Source organism: Paraburkholderia sp. A3BS-1L (assembly GCF_051125215.1).
Classification (GTDB): Bacteria; Pseudomonadota; Gammaproteobacteria; order Burkholderiales; family Burkholderiaceae; genus Paraburkholderia.
Window position 1 is genome coordinate 2757196 of record NZ_CP120442.1, and the last position, 22327, is coordinate 2779522.

At 64.9% G+C, this 22327-nt stretch carries 16 protein-coding genes; 9 read left to right on the plus strand and 7 right to left on the minus strand.

Annotation, left to right across the window (positions count from 1 at the left end):
* The first annotated feature begins 1 nt into the window (after position 1).
* The 5 genes from glyS (at position 2) to P5W99_RS12595 (ending at position 6184) form a co-directional block, all read left to right on the plus strand.
* Complete coding sequence (gene glyS, locus P5W99_RS12575) at positions 2-2101, plus strand: glycine--tRNA ligase subunit beta (protein WP_421024722.1); 2100 nt, start codon at positions 2-4, stop codon at positions 2099-2101.
* A gap of 30 nt (positions 2102-2131) precedes the next feature.
* The gene (gene gmhB, locus P5W99_RS12580; protein WP_421024723.1) at positions 2132-2695 is read left to right on the plus strand and encodes a D-glycero-beta-D-manno-heptose 1,7-bisphosphate 7-phosphatase; all 564 of its coding nucleotides are present in this window, start codon (positions 2132-2134) and stop codon (positions 2693-2695) included.
* A gap of 32 nt (positions 2696-2727) precedes the next feature.
* Positions 2728-3489 carry a lysophospholipid acyltransferase family protein gene (locus tag P5W99_RS12585; RefSeq protein ID WP_434660980.1) on the plus strand — a complete coding sequence of 254 codons (762 nt, stop codon included), beginning with the start codon at positions 2728-2730 and terminating at the stop codon, positions 3487-3489.
* Between the two features lie 96 nt (positions 3490-3585).
* Positions 3586-4479 (plus strand): M48 family metallopeptidase, encoded by an 894-nt coding sequence (locus P5W99_RS12590; protein ID WP_434660982.1) that lies wholly within the window; start codon positions 3586-3588, stop codon positions 4477-4479.
* A 328-nt stretch (positions 4480-4807) separates the two neighbouring features.
* On the plus strand, positions 4808-6184 hold the full coding sequence (locus P5W99_RS12595) for a UDP-glucose dehydrogenase family protein (protein WP_434660984.1): 1377 nt from the start codon (positions 4808-4810) through the stop codon (positions 6182-6184).
* Between the two features lie 587 nt (positions 6185-6771).
* On the opposite strand, the gene gloA is transcribed toward P5W99_RS12595, so the two are convergent.
* Positions 6772-7155 carry a lactoylglutathione lyase gene (gene gloA / locus P5W99_RS12600; protein ID WP_421043085.1) on the minus strand — a complete coding sequence of 128 codons (384 nt, stop codon included), beginning with the start codon at positions 7153-7155 and terminating at the stop codon, positions 6772-6774.
* A 196-nt stretch (positions 7156-7351) separates the two neighbouring features.
* On the opposite strand from gloA, the gene panE reads away from it, so the two are divergent.
* Positions 7352-8305 (plus strand): 2-dehydropantoate 2-reductase, encoded by a 954-nt coding sequence (gene panE / locus P5W99_RS12605; RefSeq protein ID WP_434660986.1) that lies wholly within the window; start codon positions 7352-7354, stop codon positions 8303-8305.
* Between the two features lie 34 nt (positions 8306-8339).
* On the opposite strand, the gene rsmA is transcribed toward panE, so the two are convergent.
* The 4 genes from rsmA to P5W99_RS12625 all read right to left on the minus strand — a co-directional run bounded on the left by rsmA (position 8340) and on the right by P5W99_RS12625 (position 14114).
* Positions 8340-9185, minus strand: coding sequence for a 16S rRNA (adenine(1518)-N(6)/adenine(1519)-N(6))-dimethyltransferase RsmA (rsmA, locus tag P5W99_RS12610; RefSeq protein ID WP_421043083.1), 846 nt, complete (start codon positions 9183-9185; stop codon positions 8340-8342).
* 22 nt (positions 9186-9207) lie between these two features.
* Entirely contained in the window at positions 9208-10230 is a 1023-nt protein-coding gene (pdxA, locus tag P5W99_RS12615; RefSeq protein ID WP_434660987.1) for a 4-hydroxythreonine-4-phosphate dehydrogenase PdxA, read from the minus strand.
* 23 nt (positions 10231-10253) lie between these two features.
* Positions 10254-11624, minus strand: coding sequence for a peptidylprolyl isomerase (locus P5W99_RS12620; RefSeq protein ID WP_421024748.1), 1371 nt, complete (start codon positions 11622-11624; stop codon positions 10254-10256).
* A 102-nt stretch (positions 11625-11726) separates the two neighbouring features.
* Positions 11727-14114 carry an LPS-assembly protein LptD gene (locus tag P5W99_RS12625; protein ID WP_434660988.1) on the minus strand — a complete coding sequence of 796 codons (2388 nt, stop codon included), beginning with the start codon at positions 14112-14114 and terminating at the stop codon, positions 11727-11729.
* Between the two features lie 295 nt (positions 14115-14409).
* Between P5W99_RS12625 and P5W99_RS12630 the strand changes: the two genes are divergently transcribed.
* A complete protein-coding gene (locus P5W99_RS12630) occupies positions 14410-15459 on the plus strand; it encodes an aminoglycoside phosphotransferase family protein (RefSeq protein WP_434660990.1) in 1050 nt (349 codons plus the stop codon).
* Between the two features lie 84 nt (positions 15460-15543).
* Positions 15544-16245: an N-acetylmuramate alpha-1-phosphate uridylyltransferase MurU gene (gene murU, locus P5W99_RS12635; RefSeq protein WP_434662588.1), complete on the plus strand. Its 702-nt coding sequence runs from the start codon at positions 15544-15546 to the stop codon at positions 16243-16245.
* A gap of 37 nt (positions 16246-16282) precedes the next feature.
* Here the strand turns inward: murU and P5W99_RS12640 are convergent, their stop codons facing one another.
* Complete coding sequence (locus tag P5W99_RS12640) at positions 16283-18181, minus strand: ABCB family ABC transporter ATP-binding protein/permease (RefSeq protein WP_421024751.1); 1899 nt, start codon at positions 18179-18181, stop codon at positions 16283-16285.
* A gap of 292 nt (positions 18182-18473) precedes the next feature.
* On the opposite strand from P5W99_RS12640, the gene P5W99_RS12645 reads away from it, so the two are divergent.
* Positions 18474-18869: an acyl-CoA thioesterase gene (locus tag P5W99_RS12645; RefSeq protein ID WP_421024752.1), complete on the plus strand. Its 396-nt coding sequence runs from the start codon at positions 18474-18476 to the stop codon at positions 18867-18869.
* A 72-nt stretch (positions 18870-18941) separates the two neighbouring features.
* Here the strand turns inward: P5W99_RS12645 and P5W99_RS12650 are convergent, their stop codons facing one another.
* Entirely contained in the window at positions 18942-22160 is a 3219-nt protein-coding gene (locus tag P5W99_RS12650; RefSeq protein ID WP_421024753.1) for a sensor domain-containing protein, read from the minus strand.
* Positions 22161-22327: the final 167 nt, after the last annotated feature.

Sequence of the window (22327 nt, forward strand, 5' to 3'; positions counted from 1 at the left end):
AATGACGCAAGCTCATCACGCCACCCTCCTCGTCGAACTGCTGACCGAGGAACTGCCGCCGAAGGCCCTCGCGCGCCTGGGCGACGCATTCGCCGAAGGCATCGCACAGCGCCTCGCCGCACGCGACCTGATCGAAGGCGACCTCTCATTCGAGCGCTACGCCACGCCGCGCCGCCTCGCCGTGACGATCAGAAACGTGCGCAATGTCGCGCCCGAAAAACAGGTGCGCGAAAAAGTGCTGCCCGTTTCGGTCGCGCTCGACGCCAACGGCCAGCCCACCGCGCCACTCGCGAAGAAGCTCGCGGCGCTCGGCTTTGCCGACTTCCCGGTAAGCGACCTCGAACGCGCGAGCGACGGCAAGAACGAAGCGTTCTTCCTGCGCTACTCGGCGCCGGGCGCCACGCTCGCCGACGGCCTGCAGGCCGTGCTCGACGAAACGCTCGGCAAGCTGCCCATCCCGAAGGTCATGACGTACCAGCGCCCCGACGGCAGCAACGTGCAGTTCGTGCGTCCGGTGCACCGCCTCACAGTGCTGCACGGCGAGCAAATCGTGCCAGTCACCGCATTCGGCATCGACGCGGGCGACACCACGCGCGGCCACCGCTTCCTCTCGCACGGCAACGTCGCCATCACGCGCGCCGACGACTACGCACACACGCTGCAGCACAAGGGCCGCGTGATCGCGAGCTACGCCGACCGCCGCGAAGCCATCCGCGAACAACTCATCGAACAAGCCGGCGACGACAAGGTCGTCATGCCCGAAGCGCTGCTCGACGAAGTGAATTCGCTCGTCGAATGGCCCGTCGTGTACGCGTGCAAGTTCGAGGACGAATTCCTGCAAGTGCCGCAGGAATGCCTGATTCTCACGATGCAGACGAACCAGAAGTACTTCGCGCTCACCGATGCCGCAGGCCGCCTGCGCTCGCGCTTCCTGATCGTCTCGAACATCGAGACCGAAACGCCGGGCGAAATCGTCGAAGGCAACGAGCGCGTCGTGCGCCCGCGCCTCGCCGACGCCAAGTTCTTCTTCGAGCAGGACAAGAAGAAGCCGCTGGCCGAGCGCGTACCGCTGCTTGCGAACGTGGTCTATCACAACAAGCTCGGCTCGCAGCTCAAGCGCGTGGAGCGCCTCGAAGCGCTCGCGGGCGCCATCGCCGACATGTGCGACGCCGATGTCGCGCTCGCCAAGCGCGGCGCGCGCCTCGCCAAGGCCGACCTGTTGACCGACATGGTGGGCGAGTTCCCCGAGCTGCAAGGCACGATGGGCACCTACTACGCGCGCCACGACGGTGAGCCCGAAGAAGTGGCGCTCGCGTGCTCCGAGCACTACCAGCCGCGCTTCTCCGGCGACGCATTGCCGGGCGCGGCCACGGGTACCTTCGTCGCGCTCGCGGACAAGCTCGAGACGCTCGTCGGCATCTGGGGCATCGGCCTTGCGCCGACCGGCGAAAAAGATCCGTTCGCGCTGCGCCGCCACGCGCTGGGCGTGCTGCGCATCCTCGTCGAGAAGCAACTGCCGTTGGATCTCGTCGAACTGCTGCGCACGACTTACGCGCAATTTGCGGGCATCGAAGCGGTAACGGAATCGACGCAAGCGATCTACGAATTCAGCATGGACCGCCTGCGCGGCATGCTGCGCGAACGCGGCTACGCGGCGCAGGAAATCGACGCGGTGCTCGCGATGGACCCCACGCGCCTCGACGACATCGTCGCGCGCCTCGATGCCGTGCGCGAATTCGCGGCGCTCGAGGAAGCCGCGTCGCTCGCGGCGGCCAACAAGCGCATCTCGAACATTCTCAAGAAGTCCGACGGTGTCGAGGACGCAGGCGTGCAGAGCGCGCTTTTCGTGGAAAGCGCGGAGAAGGCACTGTTCGCGCAGCTCGAACAGGTCGCGCCTCGCGTGCAGACGCAACTGGCCGCGCGCGAGTACACGGGCGCGCTCACGGCGCTTGCAGCACTGCGCGAAACCGTCGACACGTTCTTTAACGACGTGATGGTGAATGCCGAAGACCCCGCGCTGCGTGCGAACCGCCTCGCGCTGCTCAAGGCATTGCATCGCCAGATGAACAGCGTTGCCGACATCTCGCGCCTTGCGGCGTGATGGCGTCGTGACACTCTACTGAGCGACGCCATGCCGACCAGCACCAGCCGCAAACTCGTGATCCTCGACCGCGACGGCGTGATCAACGTCGACTCCGACGCGTTCATCAAGACCGTGGACGAATGGATCGCGCTGCCGGGCAGCCTCGAAGCGATCGCCCGCCTGAATCAGGCGGGCTACCGCGTCGCCGTCGCGACGAACCAGTCCGGCATCGGCCGGGGCCTGTTCGACACGACGGCGCTCAACGAGATGCACGCGAAAATGCAGCGCCAGGCCGCCGCGGTGGGCGGACGCATCGACGCCGTGTTCTTCTGCCCGCACACCGCGCAGGACCACTGCGACTGCCGCAAGCCCAAGCCCGGCATGCTCAAGATGATCGCCGAGCGCTTCGAGATCGATCCCGCGGATACGCCCGTGGTGGGCGATTCGCTGCGCGACCTCCAGGCTGGCGCGGTGCTCGGCTTTCCCACGCACCTCGTGCGCACGGGCAAAGGCGAGAAGACGCTCGCGGCGGGCGGCCTGCCCGAAGGCACGAAAGTGCACGCCGACCTGCGCGCGTTCGTGCTCGATTTCCTCGCGAACGAGCAGGCCTGACGCGCCCCCTGCCCCAACGAACGGTCCTATCGATGCGCTTCATCCGCTCCCTGCTGCTGTTCACCTACCTGATCGTCTACACGATCCCCTACGCGACGGCGTGCTTCATTGCGTTCCCGTTCCTGAACGCCGAGCGGCGCTACTGGATGGCCGTGGGCTGGTGCCGCTCGACGGTGTTCGTCGCGCGCTGGCTCAACGGCATCCGCTATCGCATCGAGGGCATAGAGAACCTGCCCAACGGGCCCGCCGTGCTGCTCTCGAAGCATCAGTCGGCATGGGAAACGGTGGCGCTTCCCGCACTGATGCCGCGTCCGCTGTGCTTCGTGTTCAAGCGCGAACTGCTCTACGTGCCGTTCTTCGGCTGGGCACTGGGCATGCTGAAGATGGTTCACATCGACCGCAAGGAAGGCAAGTACGCATTCGCCTCCGTGACGCGCCAGGGCAAAGCGCGCATGGCCGAAGGCGCCTGGGTCATCATGTTCCCGGAAGGCACGCGCACGCCGGTGGGCAAGCAAGGCAAGTACAAGACCGGCGGCGCGCGCTTTGCGATCTCTACAGGCGCGCCCGTCGTGCCGATCGCGCACAACGCGGGACATGTCTGGCCCCGCAACTCGTTCCTCAAATATGCGGGTATAGTCACGGTATCGATCGGCAAGCCGATCGATACAACCGGGCTCACGCCCGACCAGTTGAATACACGCGTGGAGCAATGGATCGAAACCGAAATGCGACGCATCGATCCTGACGCGTATCGCGAAACGGATGGCGCATCGGTGGACGCCGCGCGGACTTGATGCTCCGGCGGCAAGGCGGCTGTCCAACCTGCGCTCGCTGCGTTATCCACCACGCTCGTCATACGCCACGCACGCCATTCCGCACCTAGCCTGACGATGCAGAAGTCACCCACGCCGCGCCCTTCAGCGGCGCTCGATAACGGGCAGCTCGATTTGCCGCTCTTTGCCGAGCCGGCGCCCGTTGTCACTCCCTCTCCGGCATCGCCCTTCCACGCACCGCCTTCCACACCATCGCCGTTCAGGTCGCCCAAGGGGCCGCTTGCGCCGGATGGCACGCGTGTGCGCACGCTCGAAATGGGCGCGCGCACGCTGCACTATCGGCTCAAGCGCTCGTCGCGAAAATCGATTGGATTTGCCATCGATGCAAGCGGGCTCACGATCACCGCGCCCCGATGGGTGACGATTGCCGATATCGAAACGGCTATCGCCGAAAAGCAGCGCTGGATCTTTGCGAAGCTGATCGAGTGGCAATCGCGCGTGGAACAGCGTGCGCTGCCGCGCGTGGAATGGGGCGATGGGGCCGAGTTGCCTTATCTCGGCAAGCCGATGCGCGTGAGGCTTGGCGCCTCGCTGCTGGCCTTTGACGAAGTGGCGCGCGTGCTGGCGCTGCCACTGCCGCTGCATGCGGATGGGCAGCAGATCAAGGACCGGGTGACCGGATGGCTACAGGGCGAGGCGACGCATATTTTCGGCGAGCGGCTTGCGGTTTATGCCGCGAGGCTTGGGGTGACGTTTCGGTCGTATGCGCTTTCATCGGCGATGACGCGCTGGGGGAGTTGCTCGAGCGAAGGACGGATTCGGCTCAACTGGCGGTTGATTCATTTTCCGCTTTCGGTTGTCGATTATGTCGTGGCGCATGAACTCGCGCATTTGCGCGAGATGAATCATAGTCCGCGGTTCTGGCAGACTGTGGAGTCTATCTTTCCTGAGTTCAGAGAGGCCAGGAAGCAGCTCAAGCAGCATCCGCCGGAGATGGTGCCGGGGATGTGAGGGGTGAATTCGAGCAGTCCGCCCAACAACTGCCCACGTCAAAATATGCCCAGAATTCTGGCTATTTGCCGATTAGCTCAATGCCTTCGCCGCTAATGAGTCGTCGCGTCTAAAAAGAAAAATAATTCGCACCCAGAACATTATCGTCCGCCATCAAATTTAAAGAACTTTCAGATGCCTCTGATTTCGCTGTGCCAAGCGCAGCGTTACGCTAGCGGGCTTGGAATGCCGCGCGCATTGGTCCGCGCGCTGTGGTCCGCGCGCGCGATATGCCGCGGCTCCACGCCCGGCATGCCTGTCCTCTGGCTTACTCAAGGCGTCGAAACTCATGAAAGTCACTATCGTCGGTACCGGTTACGTTGGACTCGTTACCGGAGCATGTCTCGCTGAATTGGGCAATCACGTGCTTTGCCTGGACGTCGACCACAGGAAAATCGATCTACTCAACAACGGCGGCGTGCCGATCTACGAACCGGGGCTTGGCGAAATCATCGCCAGAAATCGCGAAGCTGGCCGCCTCGAGTTCTCTACTGATATCGAGCATGGCGTCAAGCACGGCGAAATTCAATTCATTGCGGTCGGCACCCCTCCCGACGAAGATGGGTCCGCAGACCTCCAATACGTTCTGGCTGCGGCACGCAATATCGGCAAATACATGACCCAATTCAAGGTCATCGTCGACAAATCCACGGCGCCCGTTGGGACCGCCGACAAGGTGAGCGTCGTGATTCGCGAAGAAATTGAGGCCCGCAACCTGAGTGTGCAGTTTGCCGTTGTCTCGAATCCCGAATTTCTGAAGGAAGGTGCGACCGTCGACGATTTCATGTGTCCCGACCGAATTGTCATTGGCCACGACTCAGAGGTACAGGGCTTGCGTGCAAAGAGCCTGATGGAACAACTTTACGCGCCATTCAATCGCAATCATCAGCACACACTGCATATGGACGTGCGTTCCGCGGAATTCACCAAGTACGCTGCGAATTCCATGCTTGCGACGCGAATCTCGTTCATGAATGAGTTGGCCAATCTCGCGGATCGCGTAGGGGCGGATATAGAGCATGTGCGGCGCGGCATTGGCTCCGATCCTCGTATTGGCTACAGCTTTCTCTACTCGGGCTGTGGCTATGGCGGCTCGTGCTTCCCGAAGGACGTGCAAGCACTCATTCGCACCGCAAGCGAGTTCGATATGCCCCTGAAAGTGCTTGGCGCGGTCGAGGAGGTCAATGACCGGCAAAAAACCGTGCTATTCGACAAGATCATGCACCACTTCGGCGGAAATCTCGAAGGCAAGCGATTCGCAATCTGGGGGCTCTCGTTCAAGCCCAATACCGACGACATGCGTGCCGCAACGAGCCGGTCCTTGATTGCTGAATTGACTAAACGTGGGGCATCCATCGCAGCATACGATCCGGTCGCGCTCTTCGAGGCTCGCCGATGCTTCGCCCAGGATCTGGATTCCGCACGTTTTCAGCGTCTGGATTTTGCCCGCGCAAGTGACGACGCGCTTGAAGGTGCCGACGGGCTTGTCATTCTCACGGAATGGAAAGAGTTCAAGCCCCCGGATTTTAGCAAGATCAAATCCCTTCTAAAAAACGCCCTCGTCTTCGACGGTCGTAATCTTTACGACCCCGCATCAATGAGATCCGTAGGATGGACTTACTACACCATCGTTCGGGATCGCACCCAAGTAGCGATTGCTTCTTGATCGACCGCCCAATTTTCCGCAAACACTCGTAACGGTCTTCAATTGCTCAGGCGAATCGCTAACTTCTTATTGTCTCGAGTCAGACCCGGTAAGCGAATTGCACAGGAGGTGGCAGGAATTGATCTCGCCACGTTCCTGATGGATCAGTTCGTCTATCTTCTGCGAGGGTCGTTGAAGACCGAACACCGCCAACGGATTGCGCCTTGTTTCATGGGCCGCAACGTGTGCGAAGTAACGCCCGGATGCCGTGAAGAAGTCTTGAAATACGTCTCACATTCGAACCAATGGCGTTATGCACAAAGGTCTGCCACCTTCAAATTAGGATTACAAAATAAATGTATCGATTTGTATCCGTCTGGATGAAATGCGAAAAAATGCGTCGGAATTTTAGCGATGCGGAGTGTGTCAATCGGATGTGTTGGCCGAATAACATCCGAATCTTCATTCAATCCACGAGGGGATTTTTAAATTTGTTTAAATCGCGCTTTATTTCTCTTTTTATTGCAAGCGCCTCATCGATTTACAACTTATCTCGACAAATAAGGTAGTGACGTCAGAATAACCTGACGCCACCGTGCGAAATCGTTTTACTTCTTCTGGATAAACTCGATCTTGTATCCGTCCGGATCCGTGACGAATGCGATCACCGTCGTCCCGTGTTTCATCGGCCCGGCCTCGCGCACTACGGTGCCACCCTGCGCCTTGATCTTCTCGCAGGCGGCGTAGGCATCGGCCACCTCCACTGCCAGATGGCCAAAGCCCGTGCCCAGGTCATACGAGGGCGTATCCCAGTTATGCGTGAGCTCGATCACCGTACCATCGCGCTCGTCGGTGTAGCCGACGAACGCGAGCGTGAACTTGCCTTCGGGATAGTCGTCGCGGCGCAGCAGTTTCATGCCGAGCAATTCGGTATAGAACTTGATCGAGCGGTCCAGGTCGCCAACCCGGATCATTGTGTGCAGAAGGCGCATCGTGTACTCCGTTTTGCCATCGTCAAAACGCGACTGTACCAAAATCCCGTCGGCGCTGCCGACGCCGGCCGCACCTCGCCGGCCGCACCTCGCCGGCCGCACCGATTTGCTCTAGCATGGACGCCATCTCGAAGCCGCCGGGGTGCGATGCGCCCTGGCCAGCGTCGCCGACAACAAGTGAGGCAAAGGAGCCGACATGCGGATTCTGGTGGTGGGTGCAGGCGCGACAGGCGGTTATTTCGGCGGACGACTCGCCGCCGCGGGGCGCGATGTGACGTTTCTGGTGCGCGACGCGCGCGCTGCGCAGTTGCGCAAGGACGGCCTCGTGATCCGCAGTCCGCATGCCGGCGATCTCACGCTGCGCGATCCCCAAACGGTGACACGCGAGGCGCTCGAGTCGCCGGGCACTCAGCCATTCGATGTCGTGCTGCTGAGCTGCAAGGCCTACGATCTCGACAACGCCATCGACTCGTTCGCGGCGGCCGTCGGGCCCCACACCGTCATCCTGCCGTTGCTCAACGGAATGGGCCATCTGGAGCGGTTGCAGGCGCGCTTCGGCACGCAGGCGGTACTCGGCGGGGTTTGTCTGATCGCCTCCACCCTCAATGACAAGCGCGAGATCGTGCACCTGAACGATGCACAGGCCATCTCGTTCGGCGAGCTCGGCAATGGCGCCTCGCCGCGCGTCGAGGCCATTGCCGGCACTTTCGGCAACGCTGGCTTCAACGTGAAAGCCAGCGCGAACATCCTGCAGGAAATGTGGGAAAAGTGGGTGTTCCTCGCGACGCTCGCGGGCAGTACCTGTCTGTTTCGCGCGCCTGTGGGTGTCATCGTCGCGACGCCGGACGGTGCGGCCACCATCGAACGTCTTTTCGCCGAATGCCGCGCCGTAGCCGCCGAACACGGGCACGCCGTGCGTGAGAGCTTCCTCGAGCGCTCGCGCGCCATGCTGTTCGCTACGGGCTCGACGCTCACGGCCTCGATGCTGCGCGACGTGCAGAACGGTTCGCGCATCGAAGCCGATCATATTCTCGGCGATCTGATCCGTCGCGGTAGCGCAGTGCAACGCGCGTCGAGCGAGCTGTCGGTGCTGCGGATCGTCTATAGCCAGCTCAAGGCGTACGAGGCGCAACGCGCCGAAGCGGGCTGAGACCTCCGAAGGGCACGGCGCCGCCCTCACACGCTTACGCGGCCGGCGCGTCGCCCGGTGCCCGGGCGGCCTCGACCGCCTGGGCTACGCGCACATACTCCTCCACCGGCACGTCTTCCGCACGACGCGCGAGGTCGAAGCCGAGCGCTTCGAAGTCCACCCGCTCGCGGTAGTCGCCAAGGGTATTGCGCAGCATCTTGCGCCGCTGCGAGAACGCCGCCGTCACGAGCTCGCCGAGAATCGCCTCGTCCACGCGCGGCAGTTCGTGCGGCGCATACGGAATCATGCGCACGATCGCCGAATCCACTTTCGGCGGCGGCTGGAACGACTCGGGTGGCACGTCGAGCAGCTTGTCGATCACGTAGCGATACTGAAGCATCACCGTGAGCCGGCTGAACGCCTTGCTGCCGGGCTCGGCCACCATGCGCTCGACCACTTCGTTCTGCAGCATGAAGTGCTGGTCGATCACACGCTCCGCGAAAGTCGCGAGATGGAACAGCAGCGGGCTCGAAATGTTATACGGCAGGTTGCCGACGATGCGCAGCGTGGGCTTCTCGCCCGGCGCCGCGAGCGAGCCGAAATCGAACGCGAGCGCATCGCCCGCGTGCAGTTCGAGCAGCGGCCCGAATTTCTTGGTGAGGCGCGCGATCAGGTCGCGGTCGAGCTCGACCGCGTGCAGCGGCGCTTCGGGCGTAGCAAGGCGCTCGATCAGCGGCTCGGTGAGCGCGCCGAGGCCTGGCCCGATTTCGACCATGCGTTCGCCGCGCTGCGGGCGGATGACGTCGACGATCGAGTCGATCACGCCCGTGTCGACGAGGAAGTTCTGGCCGAAGCGCTTGCGCGCGAAGTGGCCCTGGTGCTGTCTGCTGCTATTGGACATCCTGGTCAGATCAATGGGTCAATCAGATGGCGCGCCGGTGGCGGGCCATCGAAACGGCGGTGTCGATGGCGGCGATCAGGCTGCCCGCATCCGCGCGGCCGGTGCCGGCGAGGTCGAGTGCGGTGCCATGATCGACGGACGTGCGCACGATCGGCAGGCCCAGCGTCACATTGATGCCTTCGCCGAACGTTGCGTATTTCAGGACCGGCAGGCCCTGGTCATGAAACATGGCCAGCACGCAGTCGGCCTCGTTGAGGTAGCGCGGCTGGAACAGGGTATCGGCGGGATACGGGCCACGCGCATCGATGCCCGCGGCCGTGGCTTGTGCGAGCGCCGGCGCAATGACGTCGATTTCCTCGCGCCCGAGGTAGCCGTTTTCACCCGCATGCGGATTCAGTCCCGTCACGAGGATGCGCGGCGTGGCTACGCCGAAGTGATGGCGCAAGTCGTGGTCGACGATGCGTAGCGTGTCGAGCAGCCCGTCGATCGTCAGCGCCGCCGGCACGTCCTTGAGCGGCAGATGCGTGGTGGCGAGCGCGACGCGCAAGGGCCGCACGCCGGTGCCCGCGAGCATCATGACGACGCGCGGCGTCTTTGTGCGTTCGGCCAGGTATTCGGTATGGCCGGTAAACGGCACGCCGGCGTCGTTGATCGTGCTCTTTTGCAGCGGCGCGGTCACGATGGCGTCGAACTCGCCCGCCATGGCGCCGTCGATGGCGCGGTCGAGCAGCGCCAGCACGTACGGACCGTTGGCGGCGTCGAGCTTGCCGGCTTTCGCCGGCGCGGCGAGCGCAACGGGCTCGACGCTCACGTGCTGGCCCGCCAGCATGGCGGCCCAGTCGACGCCGGCCGCCGCCGCGCGCGTTTGCATGAGGTTCGGGTCGCCGAGCACGACGAATTGCGCGCCGGGCCAGTGCGCCGAGGCGCCCGCGAGCGCGGCGGCCGTGAGCTCGGGGCCCACGCCGGCCGGCTCGCCGGTGGTGATGGCGATGCGAACCGGCCGCGGCCCCCGCGGCGCTGAAGACGATGAGGCGGGAGCATTCACGGCGCGATTCCTTCGAAGACGGGTCAGTGTTGCTGCGGCGGAGTCAGGCCGCCGATCTTGTAGTCGACGTAGGCAGTGTCACGCAACTGGCGCAGCCAGTCGGCGTAGGCCTGCTCCGCCTTGCGCTGGCCGATGGCCTGGCGCGCGAGATCCATCTGCTGCGCGACGGAGCCTTCGGCCTCGCGGCGGCCCAGTACCTGGATCAGGTGGTAGCCGTATTCGGTGCGCACCGGGTCGCTGATCTGGCCGTCCTGGAGCGTGTTCATGGCGCGCTCGAACTCGGGCACGGTTTCGCCCGGGCTGATCCAGCCGAGGTCGCCGCCCTGCGAGGCCGAGCCGTCCTGCGAGTACGTGTGCGCGAACTTCGCGAAATCGCCGCCCGCCTGCACTTCCTTCTTGATTTCCAGCAGCTTCTGGCGCGCCTGCGGCTCGGACGTGCCGTCGCCCACGCGCAGCAGGATATGACGCACGTGCGTTTGCACGAGTTGCGGCGCCGAGGCGCTCGTGCCCTGCCCCTGGCGACGCTCGACGAGGCGAACGATTTCAAAGCCGTCGTTGGTGCGGATCACCGAGGGATTCACTTCGCCCGGACGCAGCGTGGACGCTGCCGTCACCAGTTCGGGCGGCAGCTTCGCGGGCGGCAGGAAGCCCATGTCGCCGCCCTTGCTGGCGTCGGCCGCCTGCGAGTTGGACTTCGCGAGGCTCGAGAACTTGCTGCCCGACTGGGCCTGCTTGAGCAGATCGTCGGCCTTCTTCTGCGCGGCCTCGATGTCGGTCTGCGACGCGTTCAGCGGCGCCTTGATGAAGATGTGCTCGAAGTGCAGGTCGTTTTGCTGGCCCGCGTTCGGCCCGCGCTGGCTCGCGATGTAGTTCGCGACTTCGGCGTCGGTGACCGAGATCTTGCTGTCCACTTCCTTCTCGCGCAGCTTCGAGAGCGTGAGCTCGGTGCGCGCGTCGCCCATGAACGTCGCCCACGGCACCCCGGCCGCCTCGATGCGCGTGCGGTAGGTGGCGAGGTCCATGCCGTTGGCCTGGGCCAGACGCGCGAGCGTGCGCTGCACGGCGGCGTCATCGACCGCAATGCCGTCTTCCTTGGCCTTTTGCAGCTGGATGCGCTCGAGCACCATCTGGTTGAGCACCTGCGCCTGCAGCTGGTCCATGGGCGGGACCGGCGCGTTCTGCTGGTTCAGGCGGCGCGTGATGAGGCCAACGCGGTTGTCGAGCTCGCGCTGCGTGATCACACCATCGTTGACGACCGCCGCGATCGTGTCGGCGGTGCGGCCGCCGGCGGGCGCCAGCCCCTGTGCGAACGCCGGCGCGGCCGGCAACAGTCCTGCGACAGCGAAGAGGCTCGCAGCAAGCGCTGCCAGGCGAAGCTTTTTCATGATTCCCACTGATACTCCAAAGTTGGCGGGCAGCTTCGCCCGTCTCTATGCAACCGACCTCGCGCTGTATCCGAACGCCCGGCCCTGCGGCCGCATGCGCTGGTTCACGCGTTATTGGTAATCCGTGAAGCGCGACGGCAGCGGCAACTGCCCCGGCGGCTGCGTGTAGCCCGGCACGCTGGCCTTGAACGCCGAAACGAGTCCGTTGTCCACGTTCGACAGCCCCTTGAGCGTGAGCTGCGCGAGAAAACGCGTGGACGAATTGTTGCCGCCCGTGGTGTTGATCCCGTTCGCATAGCGCTGCACGCCAACGCCGAGCGCCCAGCAATCCGCGTCGTACTGCATGCCGACCAGGCCGTCGACAATCTTGTGGCCGTTCAAATCGTAGTTGAAGCGGCCCACAGCGTACACCCGATGCGAGAACGGCCATTGGGCCGAAATCAGGATCTGGTTGATCGGCTGATTGTCGAGCGTGCTGTTGTTCTCGCGCGTGTAGCGATACGCGACGTTCAGCACGCGGCTCGGCCCCGGGCTATAGCCGAAGCCGACGCTCGCCTTGGTCAACTGGCCCGCGTCGGCATTATATTGGAACGCCGTTTCCGAAGCGAAACCGCCCCCGATCTTTAGCGACATCCCCGCAATCAGGTCGGAATGCGCCGATCCCGAAGTTGGGGCCGGTTCGCCCGCGATGGGCGGCAGCAGCGTGACGCGCTGGTCGGTGAAATAGTACTGCTGCGCGATCACGAAACGCGCGCGCTCGTCGCCCGTAGCCGCGTCGATGAAGCGCGTGGTCAGCGCCGCCGTGAGGCGGTTCGCGTCGGCGATGCGGTCGTTACCGACGAAGGTGTTGGGCGTGAAGATCTCCGCGAGGCCGAAGTCGGCCTCGGCGGTATCAAAAAGGGGCGCGAAGTCCTGGTTGCGGTACGGCGTGTACACGTAGTACAGGCGCGGCTCCAGGGTCTGGATATAGTCCTGGCCGAACAGTTGCACCGAGCGGTCGAACACGAGCCCCGTGTCGAAGCTGAAGGTCGGGATCGATTCGGTGAAGCTCTTGGGCGTGCCCGCGGGCGAGCCCGTGCCGATGTTGCTCAGGTTGTAGTCGGCGAAGTGCCATTGCACCTTCGGCGTGACGAAGTAACCGGGCCCCATCAGCGAGTACGACAGGTACGGATTGAAGACGACGCGGTCGCCTTCGGTCGCATCGGCCGTCGTGATGCGGAAGCGCGAGTAGTCGGCTTCCATGCCGTAGTCGAAGCCGCCCACGTTGTACTTCGCGTACTTCACATTGAGCTCGGGCTCGCGGCCGTACGGCGCGACTGACGGTGACAGCGTCTGCCAGTGCTGGTAGCGGCCGAGCACGGACCACGGCCCGTTGTTGTACGTCAGGCCGGCTTCCTGCTGATACAGCGTCTGCGTGCCGTTCAGGAACTGATTGGCGGGCGACGCCAGGTCTTCCGGATAGGTGTTGTCCGAAACCTTGTTGTAGTAGATGTAGCCGCCGAACCCGTTGCCGAAGTTCTGGTTGTGCTGAATGAACAGCGCATAGCGGTTGGTCTTCGTGATCGCGTCGTTAGGCAGGAACGTGCCGGTAATCGAGCCCGAGTAGTTCGTCGACAGATACCGGTAGTTGCCCTCCAGGAACACGCCGCGTTTCGAGATGATCTCGGGCGTGAACGTGAAGTCGCGGTTCGGCGCGATGTTGAAGTAATACGGCATCGAGAGCTCGAGACCGTTCGTCGAGCTGATGGAGAACGTCGGCGGCAAAAGGCCGCTGCGGCGTTCGCCCGAAAGTGGAAACGTGAACCACGGGCTGGCGAGGATCGGCACGTTCTGGAAGAACAGCACGCCGTTGTGCGCGACGCCTTCGTCGGCGCCCGTGTCGAAGTCGAATTCGGTGCCCTTGATGTACCAGGCCGGATCCGACGAGCACTGGCAGGCCGTGTAGGTGCCGTTGGTGAGCACCGAGCGCTCGCTGTCGAGCAGGTCCGCACGCTCGGCGCTGCCCGAGCCGCCTGTGGCCGAGAAATGGTACTTCGGCGCGGGCATGAAGCCTTCGTTCGCCTCGACCTTCAGGTGCGCTTCGGGGCCGGCGAAGGTGGTGCCGCTCTGCGAGACCACGACATTGCCGTAAGCGTCGGCCATGTCGGTGTCCTGGTCGTAGTGCAGCGCGTCGCCCTTGACGACGTTGGTGCCCTGGCGCAACTCGGCCGCGCCCTTGACGGCGAAGTCGGTGCCCGACGTGCCGGTGGTCGATTCGCCGAGCACGAACGTGGCCGGGCGCTGGCCCGGCGCTTTTGGCTGGTCCTCGAGCTGCGGGGAAAGGCGCAGGCTCCACGCGTCGTCCAGCCGCTCGGGCTGCGCAGCGTCACCCGCAAGCTGCGCGTGCGCCAGCGCGGGCATGAGACCCGGCATGGCCACGAGCGCCGCGATGAGCCGCCGCTTGCCCGGCACGCCGTCGTCACTTTTGGAGATCGTCTGGAAATACTGTCTGGGCGGCATGTATGGTTTTGGCGTATCGGCCCGTCAGCCTGCCCGCCCATCACGGCCCTGGCGCCAGTGCATCGACGGATGAACCCCGGCCCGGGCGAGAATCCGGTTGGGGGCGACGGTCAAAGCAACTATCAAGGCAACCCAAGGCAACTGCACGCACAAATATTTACAATTCATCGGATGATGGACTGACGATAAATGTGGTGAGCGAACCGTCATGCAGGCTTTGGCGCGAGTCGCGTCAAAAAAGTCGTGGGGTATTATATGGCAAGACGTTGATCCACTGATTCTGCCTCCGGTTTTCATGACCCTCACTGCCCCGCCTACCCCGGCCGATGCCCGCCGCGACCTGCTCGCCGCCTGGCTCGCCGGTCACGCAGAAAAATACGCACTCGACCTCGCCACGCTCGCCCCGGCCTCCGCCGACGCGAGCTTTCGGCGTTACTTCCGGCTCGAGAGCGCCGGCGCGCACGGCGCCACGCTGATCGCCGTCGACGCGCCGCCGCCGGAAAAATGCCGCGAATTCGTGCAGATCGCCCAGTTGCTCGAAGCAGCCGGCGTGCACGTGCCGCGCGTGCTGGAAGTCGATCTCGACGCCGGCCTCATGCTCGTGACCGACCTCGGCACGGCGCCCTACCTCAAGGCGCTCACCGAAGCCGGCCCCGGCCCGCAAGCGCGTGCGCTCATGCGCGACGCCATCGACGCGCTGATCCGCGTCCAGCTCGCCTCGCGCGAGGGCGTGCTGCCGCCGTTCGACGATGCGTTCCTGCACCGCGAGATGGAGCTCATGCCCGAGTGGTATCTGGAGCGCCACCTGGGCCGCAAGATCGACGAGGTCACGCGCGGCATGCTCGATCGCACCTTCGCGCTGCTGAGCGCGAGCGCGCTCGCGCAGCCACGAGTCTTCATGCTGCGTGATTTCATGCCGCGCAATCTCATGATCGCGACGCCCAACCCCGGCGTGCTGGACTTCCAGGACGCCGTGTACGGCCCGATTACGTACGACATCGCCTCGCTGTTGCGCGACGCGTTCCTGAGCTGGGACGAGGAGTTCGAGCTCGATTGCTTCGCGTACTACTGGGAGCGCGCGAAGAAGGCGGGGCTGCCCGTGGATGCAGACTTCGGCGAGTTTTACCGCCAGCTCGAATGGATGGGCCTGCAACGCCACATCAAGGTGCTGGGCCTGTTCTGCCGCATCAACTACCGGGATGCCAAGCCGCACTATATGGCCGACCTGCCGCGCTTTCTCGACTACGCGGGCAAGGTCGCGCACCGCTATCGGCCGCTGGCGCCGTTCGCGCGGCTCATCGACGAGCTGCAGGGCACGAGCGCCAACGTCGGTTACACGTTCTGATCGCGCCGGCTCACCACACTCACTCACAACAAGGTCGAATTCATGACGCGTGCCACTGCAAGGGACACGGCGGAGCGCACGGCGATGATCTTCGCCGCCGGGCGCGGCGAGCGCATGCGCCCGCTCACCGATACCTGCCCCAAGCCGCTGCTCGAAGCCGGCGGCAAACCGCTCATCGTCTGGCAGATCGAGCGGCTCGCCGCGGCGGGCTATACGCGCATCGTCATCAATCACGCGTGGCTCGGTGCGCGCATCGAGGCCGCGCTCGGCGACGGCGCGCGCTTCGGCGTGCAGTTGCTCTACTCCGCCGAGACCGATGCGCTGGAAACCGCCGGCGGCATCGCGCAGGCGCTGCCGCTGCTGGAGCGCGCCGGCGAGCCGGCCGTGTTTCTCGCCGTGAGCGGCGACGTCCACAGCGATTACGACTTCGGCTTGCTGAGCGCACGCGCCGAGGCGCTCTCGATGCAGTCCGAGCCGGGCATGCATCTGGTGATGGTGCCCAACCCGCCGTTTCATCCGGCCGGCGACTTCGCGCTGGGCGCCGACGGCCTGCTCGCGCTCGACGGCGCACCGCGCTACACCTTCGGCAATATCGGTCTCTACGACACGCGCATGTTCCGCGCTCTGCCGCGCGGGCAAAAGCGCGCGCTCACGCCGTACTACCGCGAGGCCATCGCGGCGCGGCGCGCGAGCGGCGAACTCTTCGAGGGGCTCTGGGAGAACGTAGGCACGCCCGCGCAACTCGCGGCGCTCGACGCCGCGTTGCGCGCGCCGCAGCGCGGGTGATACACGGCTGAAGCGCCCAGCGCCCGGTCAAGCGCGCTCAATGCCCGCGCCCGGCGTCAACCGGAGCCGCCTCGGCTCTGGCCCGCTCCGCTTCGCTCGCGCGCTGCTGCTGCAGCGCCCACATCTGCGCATAGTGGCCGTCGGCCTGCAAAAGCTCCGCGTGCGTGCCGCGCTCGACGATGCGCCCGTGATCCATCACGATGATCTGCTGCGCGTGAATGATCGTCGATAGCCGGTGCGCGATCACGAGCGTCGTGCGCTCGCGCGCGATCTGGTCGAGTTCGTGCTGGATCGCGCGCTCCGAGCGTGAATCGAGCGCCGAAGTCGCTTCGTCGAATAGCAGGATCGGCGGATTCTTGAGCAGCGTGCGCGCGATCGCGACGCGCTGCTTCTCGCCGCCCGAGAGCTTCAGCCCGCGCTCGCCCACCGGCGTGTCATAGCCCTTCGGCAGGCTCTCGATGAACGCGTGAATGTGCGCTGCGCGCGCCGCCGCGATTACCTCTTCGCGGCTTGCCGAGGGCCGCCCATAGGCAATGTTGTAGTAGATCGAATCGTTGAACAGCACCGTGTCCTGCGGCACGATGCCGATCGACGCGCGCAGCGAATCCTGCGTCACCTCGCGAATATCCTGGCCATCGATCGTGATGGCGCCGCCCGTCTCCTTATCGAGATCGTAAAAGCGGAACAGGAGGCGCGAAAGCGTCGACTTGCCCGAGCCGCTGTGGCCCACCACTGCCGTCGTCGTGCCCGCCGCGATGGTGAAGCTCACGTCATGCAAAATCTGGCGCGCCGGCTCGTAGGAGAAGTTCACGTGCGAGAAGCGCACCTCCGCGCCGCGCACCGCGAGCGGCGGCGCGCCCGGCGCATCGGGCACCTCGCGCGCGACCGTGAGCAGGTTGAACATGCGGTCCATGTCGGTGAGGCTCTGCTTGAGTTCGCGATATACCACACCGAGAAAATTCAGCGGAATGTAGAGCTGCAGCATGAAGGTGTTGATGAGCACGAGATCGCCCAGCGTGAGCTTGCCCGCCATCACGCCCTGGGTCGCGCGCCACAGGATGAAGACGAGCCCCGTGCCGATAATCGCCTGCTGCCCGAAGTTGAGCACGGAAAGCGACTGCTGCGAGGTGATCGCCGCAGCGCGATAGCGGCGCAGGTTTTCGTCGTAGCGCTGCGCCTCCCAGGCTTCGTTGCCGAAGTACTTCACCGTCTCGTAGTTGATGAGCGAATCGATCGCCCGCGAATTCGCGCGCGAATCGAGCTCGTTCATCGTGCGCCGGAAATGCGTGCGCCACTCGGTGACCTTCACGGTGAAGACGATGTACGCGGCCAGCGCCACGAGCGTGACGATCGCGTAGTACGCCTCGTATTTCACCGTGAAAAAGCCCAGCACGAGCCCCACTTCGACGAGCGTCGGCAAGATGCTGTAGAGCGAGTACGAGATGAGCTGCGTAATGCCGCGCGTGCCGCGCTCGATGTCGCGCGACATGCCTCCGGTCTGCCGCTCCAGATGAAAGCGCAACGAAAGCGAATGCAGATGTCGGAACACCTTGAGCGCGACCTGGCGCACAGCGCTCTCCGTCACCTTCGAAAACAGTATCTCGCGCAGCTCGGTGAACAGCGAAGTCGACAGACGCACCACCGCGTAGGCCACCACGAGGAGCCCCACGCCGCCCATCAGCACGATGCCGGGCGCGTGCTCGGCGCGCCCGAGCGCAGTGAGGTGCTGCACGGCCGCGAGGTTGTCGACGATATGCTTCATCACGACCGGCACGCCCAGGTTGGCGACCTTGGCGCCGATCAGGCAGGTGAGCGCAAACGCCACGCGCCATTTGTAGGCGGTGAGATAAGGCAGCAGCGAAACGATGGTCTGCCAGTCGTTGCGCGGCCCGACAGCGGGCGGCGCGGGTTCGTTGGAAGCGGGAAAGCGGCGCATGGGCGAGCGGCTATGAGCGTGCCGCGGGTGTGCGCCCGAAGCATCGAGGGCGCGCGCGGGGAGCACGGCATCGGGTTGGAGGAGTGGAAGACGGGTTCCGGAGCGCACCGGCGCGAGGCTGTGACTGGGCGCCGTTCCGGCCGCACCGCCGCGCCTGCGGCTTTCCCGTACAATTCCTGACACCGTATTGTCGCAGAAGGCCGCTCGCGCCGCTGACGGTCGCCGGGCGCGGCCCGTTGTTTCAGCGTCGCTGCTCGAGCCCCGCCAATCCTGCCCCTTTCATGGACACCCGATGACCGACTCCTCACCGCTCCCCCAGAAGCCCCCCGCGCTGCGCGTCATGCCGCAGCCCTCCGACGCCAACGTCCATGGGGACGTGTTCGGCGGCTGGATCATGTCGCAGGTCGACATCGCAGGCTCGATCCCGGCCAGCCGCCGCGCCAATGGCCGCGTCGCGACCGTCGCGGTGAACTCGTTCGTGTTCAAGCAGCCGGTGTTCGTCGGCGACCTGCTGAGCTTTTACGCCGAGATCGTCAAGACCGGCACGACCTCGGTGACCGTCGAGGTCGAGGTCTACGCCCAGCGCATGCGCCTGGCCGACGAAGTCGTGAAGGTCACTGAAGCGACGCTCACTTACGTGGCCACGGGCAACGACCGCCGCCCGCGCCCGCTGCCCGAGGTCGCATAAGCGCCCGGACACGCACCTGACTGGGCGTGCTTCAAGGCCTGCGCGCCGTGAGCGAGCGCGAGCCTCAGAGCCTCAAGCGGGCCACGCGAGGCCCGCGCCCTCCTCGTACGCCACGCTCGCGCCCAACAGCGCCGCAGCTTCTTCCCCCGGCATCGGCGGCGCGAAGAAATACCCCTGCAGTTCGTCGCACGCGCGCTCGCGCAGGAACGCGAACTGTTGCGACGTCTCCACGCCTTCCGCGATCACCTGGAGCCGCAACTCGTGCGCAAGCGCGATGATGGCGGCCGTGATGGTCTCGTCGTCGCTGCTGTTGCCGATGTCCGCCACGAACGAGCGGTCGATCTTGAGCCGGTCCACCGGCAGTCGCTTCAGATAGCTCAAGCTCGAATAGCCCGTGCCGAAATCGTCGATGGCAATGCCCACGCCCGCCTCGTGCAGCGCATTGAGCATCGACACGGCTTCTTCCGTATTGCGCATCAGCGTGCTCTCGGTGAGCTCGACTTCGAGCCAGCACGGGTCGAGCCCCGTCTCCTGAAGCACGCCCTTCACCAGTTCGGTGATATCGCGCTGGTGGAATGTCTTCGCCGAGAAGTTCACCGAAACGCGCACGGGCGGCAGCCCCGCGTCCTGCCACGCGCGGTTCTGCCGGCAGGCCTCGCGCAGCACCCAGTCGGATAGCGGGCCAATCAGGCCGCTTTCCTCGGCCACGGGAATGAATTGCGCGGGCGACACGAGCCCCGCCTCGGGATCGCGCCAGCGCACCAGCGCCTCCATGCCCACGATGCGCCCGCCCTCGATCTCCACCTGCGGCTGGTAATGCAGCAAGAACTCGCCGTCGCGCAGCGCACGGCGCAAGCGCCGCTCGAGGTCCATGCGCGCGCCCGCGCTCGCATTCATCTCCGGCTGATAGAACTGGAACGTGTTGCGGCCCAGTTCCTTGGCGCGGTACATCGCAACGTCGGCCTTCTTGAGCAGCGCCTCGGCGTCGTTGCCGTCTTGCGGGTACACGCTCGCGCCCATGCTGCAACCGACATAGAGCTCGGTGCCGTCGATCCAGACGGGCTCTGAAATCATCGAGCGCGCGCGCTCCATCCAGCTGATCAGCACTTTTTCGTCGATGGTCTCGGTCAGCACGATCACGAACTCGTCGCCGCCGTGGCGCGCGACGGTATCGCTCGTGCGCGTGCAGCGCGTGAGCCGCTCGGCCACCACGCCCAGCAAGCGGTCGCCCACGCTGTGGCCGAGGCTGTCGTTGACGTTCTTGAAGCCGTCCAGGTCGATGAACACCACGGCCACGCCGCGCTGGTGGCGCTGCGCCGAAACGAGCGCCTGCTGCAGGCGGTCGCGCAGCAGGTTGCGGTTGGGCAGTTGCGTGAGGCTGTCGTAATTGGCCTGGTATTCGAGCTGTTCCTGGTAGCGGATCAGCTCGGTCACCTCGTTGATGATGCCGATGTGATGCGTGATGCGGCCGTCGAAATCGGGCACCGGCGCGATCAGCAACTGGTTCCAGAAGAGCGCGCCGTCCTTGCGGTAGTTGCGCAGCACGGTGTTGACTTCGCGGTTCGAGATCAACGCCTGGCGCATGGCGATGAGTCCTTCCTGGTCGCGGTCGTCGCGCTGCAGGAAGCGGCAGTCCTGACCGATCACCTCGGCGGGATCGTAGCCGGTGATGCGGCGGAACGCCGGATTCGCATATTCGATCAGGTTGCTGCCGTCCGGCCCCGGCGCGGTGATCAGAATGGCGTTCACACAGGCGTCGAGCGCGCGGCTTTGCAGGCGCAGCGCGAGGTCGGCGCGCTTGCTCTCGGTGGTGTCCGAGTAGCTGCCGAGCACGCCTATCACGCGGCCGGCGCCGTCGAGCAGCGGCAGCTTGCTCGCAAGTATGGTGCGGTGCACGTCGCCGATCGTCAGCTCTTCCTCGAAATTGACGCGCGGCAGGCCCGACTCGATCACTTCGCGGTCCTGTGCATGCAAGGTGCTTACGTAGGCGTGCCATGGCAGATCCTTGTCGGTCTTGCCGACGATCTGCTCGGGATAGGCCAGACCCGCATCGCGCGCGAAGGCCATGTTGCAGCCCAGATAGCGCGATCGCACGTCCTTCCAGAAGATCCGCTGCGGGATGTTGTCGATCACCGTCTCGAGCATCTGGTTGGAGCGCTGCGCCTCGACCTCGGCCTTGATCTGCTCGGTCACGTCGTCGGCGAGCACGAACATCGCCGCCCTGCCCTGGAAGACCAGCGAATGGTGCGAGATGTCGGCGCTGATCAGCGAGCCGTCGCGGCGCACATGACGCCAGATGCCCGCCATCGTGCGCACGTTCTGCGTGAGCGTGTCCAGGCGCGCGAGATGCTGTTCGAGCCGCGCCACGTCGTCGGCCGGGCGGATGTCGCGGATCGTCATCGCGAGGAACTCCTCCTCGCTGTAGCCGTACTGCTGGATCGCCGCCGCGTTGACCGCGAGAAAGCGCAGCGTTTCGCGGTCGAATACGTACATCGGCACCGGGTGGGCGTCGAACAGGCCATGGACGCGCTCGTTGCGTGCCCGCGTGCCGGCAAGCGCGCGCCGCTTTTCGCGCTCGGCGTTCTCGCGGGCGCCAAAGGTATGGAGCAGCAGCGCGGCGCCCGAGAGCATCGTCACGATCAGCAGGATCGACGCGCGGCGGCCCATGCTCGACGACTCGGCGAACGCACCGGCGAGCGCGCGATCCTGTTCGCCCTGCAAGGCCGAGAGCGTGGCATCGACGCGGTCGGCACGCGCATCGAGCCGAATGTATTCGCTGGCGATCCAGGGCGCGACGTTCGCCAGCGCGGCATCGGTGGTTTTCGTGGCATCAGCTCGCGCAACAGGGAGTGTCATGACTTGCTCCGCGCTGCCTTGCACGCGGGCATCGGCAAGCCGCGCCTGGGCGCGTGAAAGCGTTTCGTCGATCTCGCGCGCGAGCCGCGTGGCTTGCCCCGCTACGGCGTCAAAACGCTGCGCCTGCGCGGGGTCTCCAGCCAGTTCGGCACGCAATGCCTGCGCCATATTGCGAAGCTCGGCGGCGCGGCCCTCGCGCTCGCCGGACGACTCGGTCGCGCCGCCAGCCTCGATGCGGCCAAGCGCGGCAAGCCCGCCGCCCAGCGCAATGCGAAAATGGTCCAGATCCTGCCGTACGCGCGCGGCCTGCACCGCCCGCTCGTCGATTTGGCGCTGCGCGCCGATCTGCGCCCACGCCACGAACGCGTTCGCGCCCACTGCTGCGGCAACGACCAGCAGGTTGATGAGGTGCCGCTTCGAGTAATGAAGATTCATGAATGCCGAACGCCGTTCGCCCCCGTGCGGCGGGCACGGAAAGACTGCTTACGATCTGCGCGCAACAGGCCGGCGCGCACACGCGCCAGCGCGAATGCGCCATACCGTATAACGGCAAAAAACGGCAAGACCTTTAGGAAAATGCGCGAGGGCCAGACGCGCGGCTC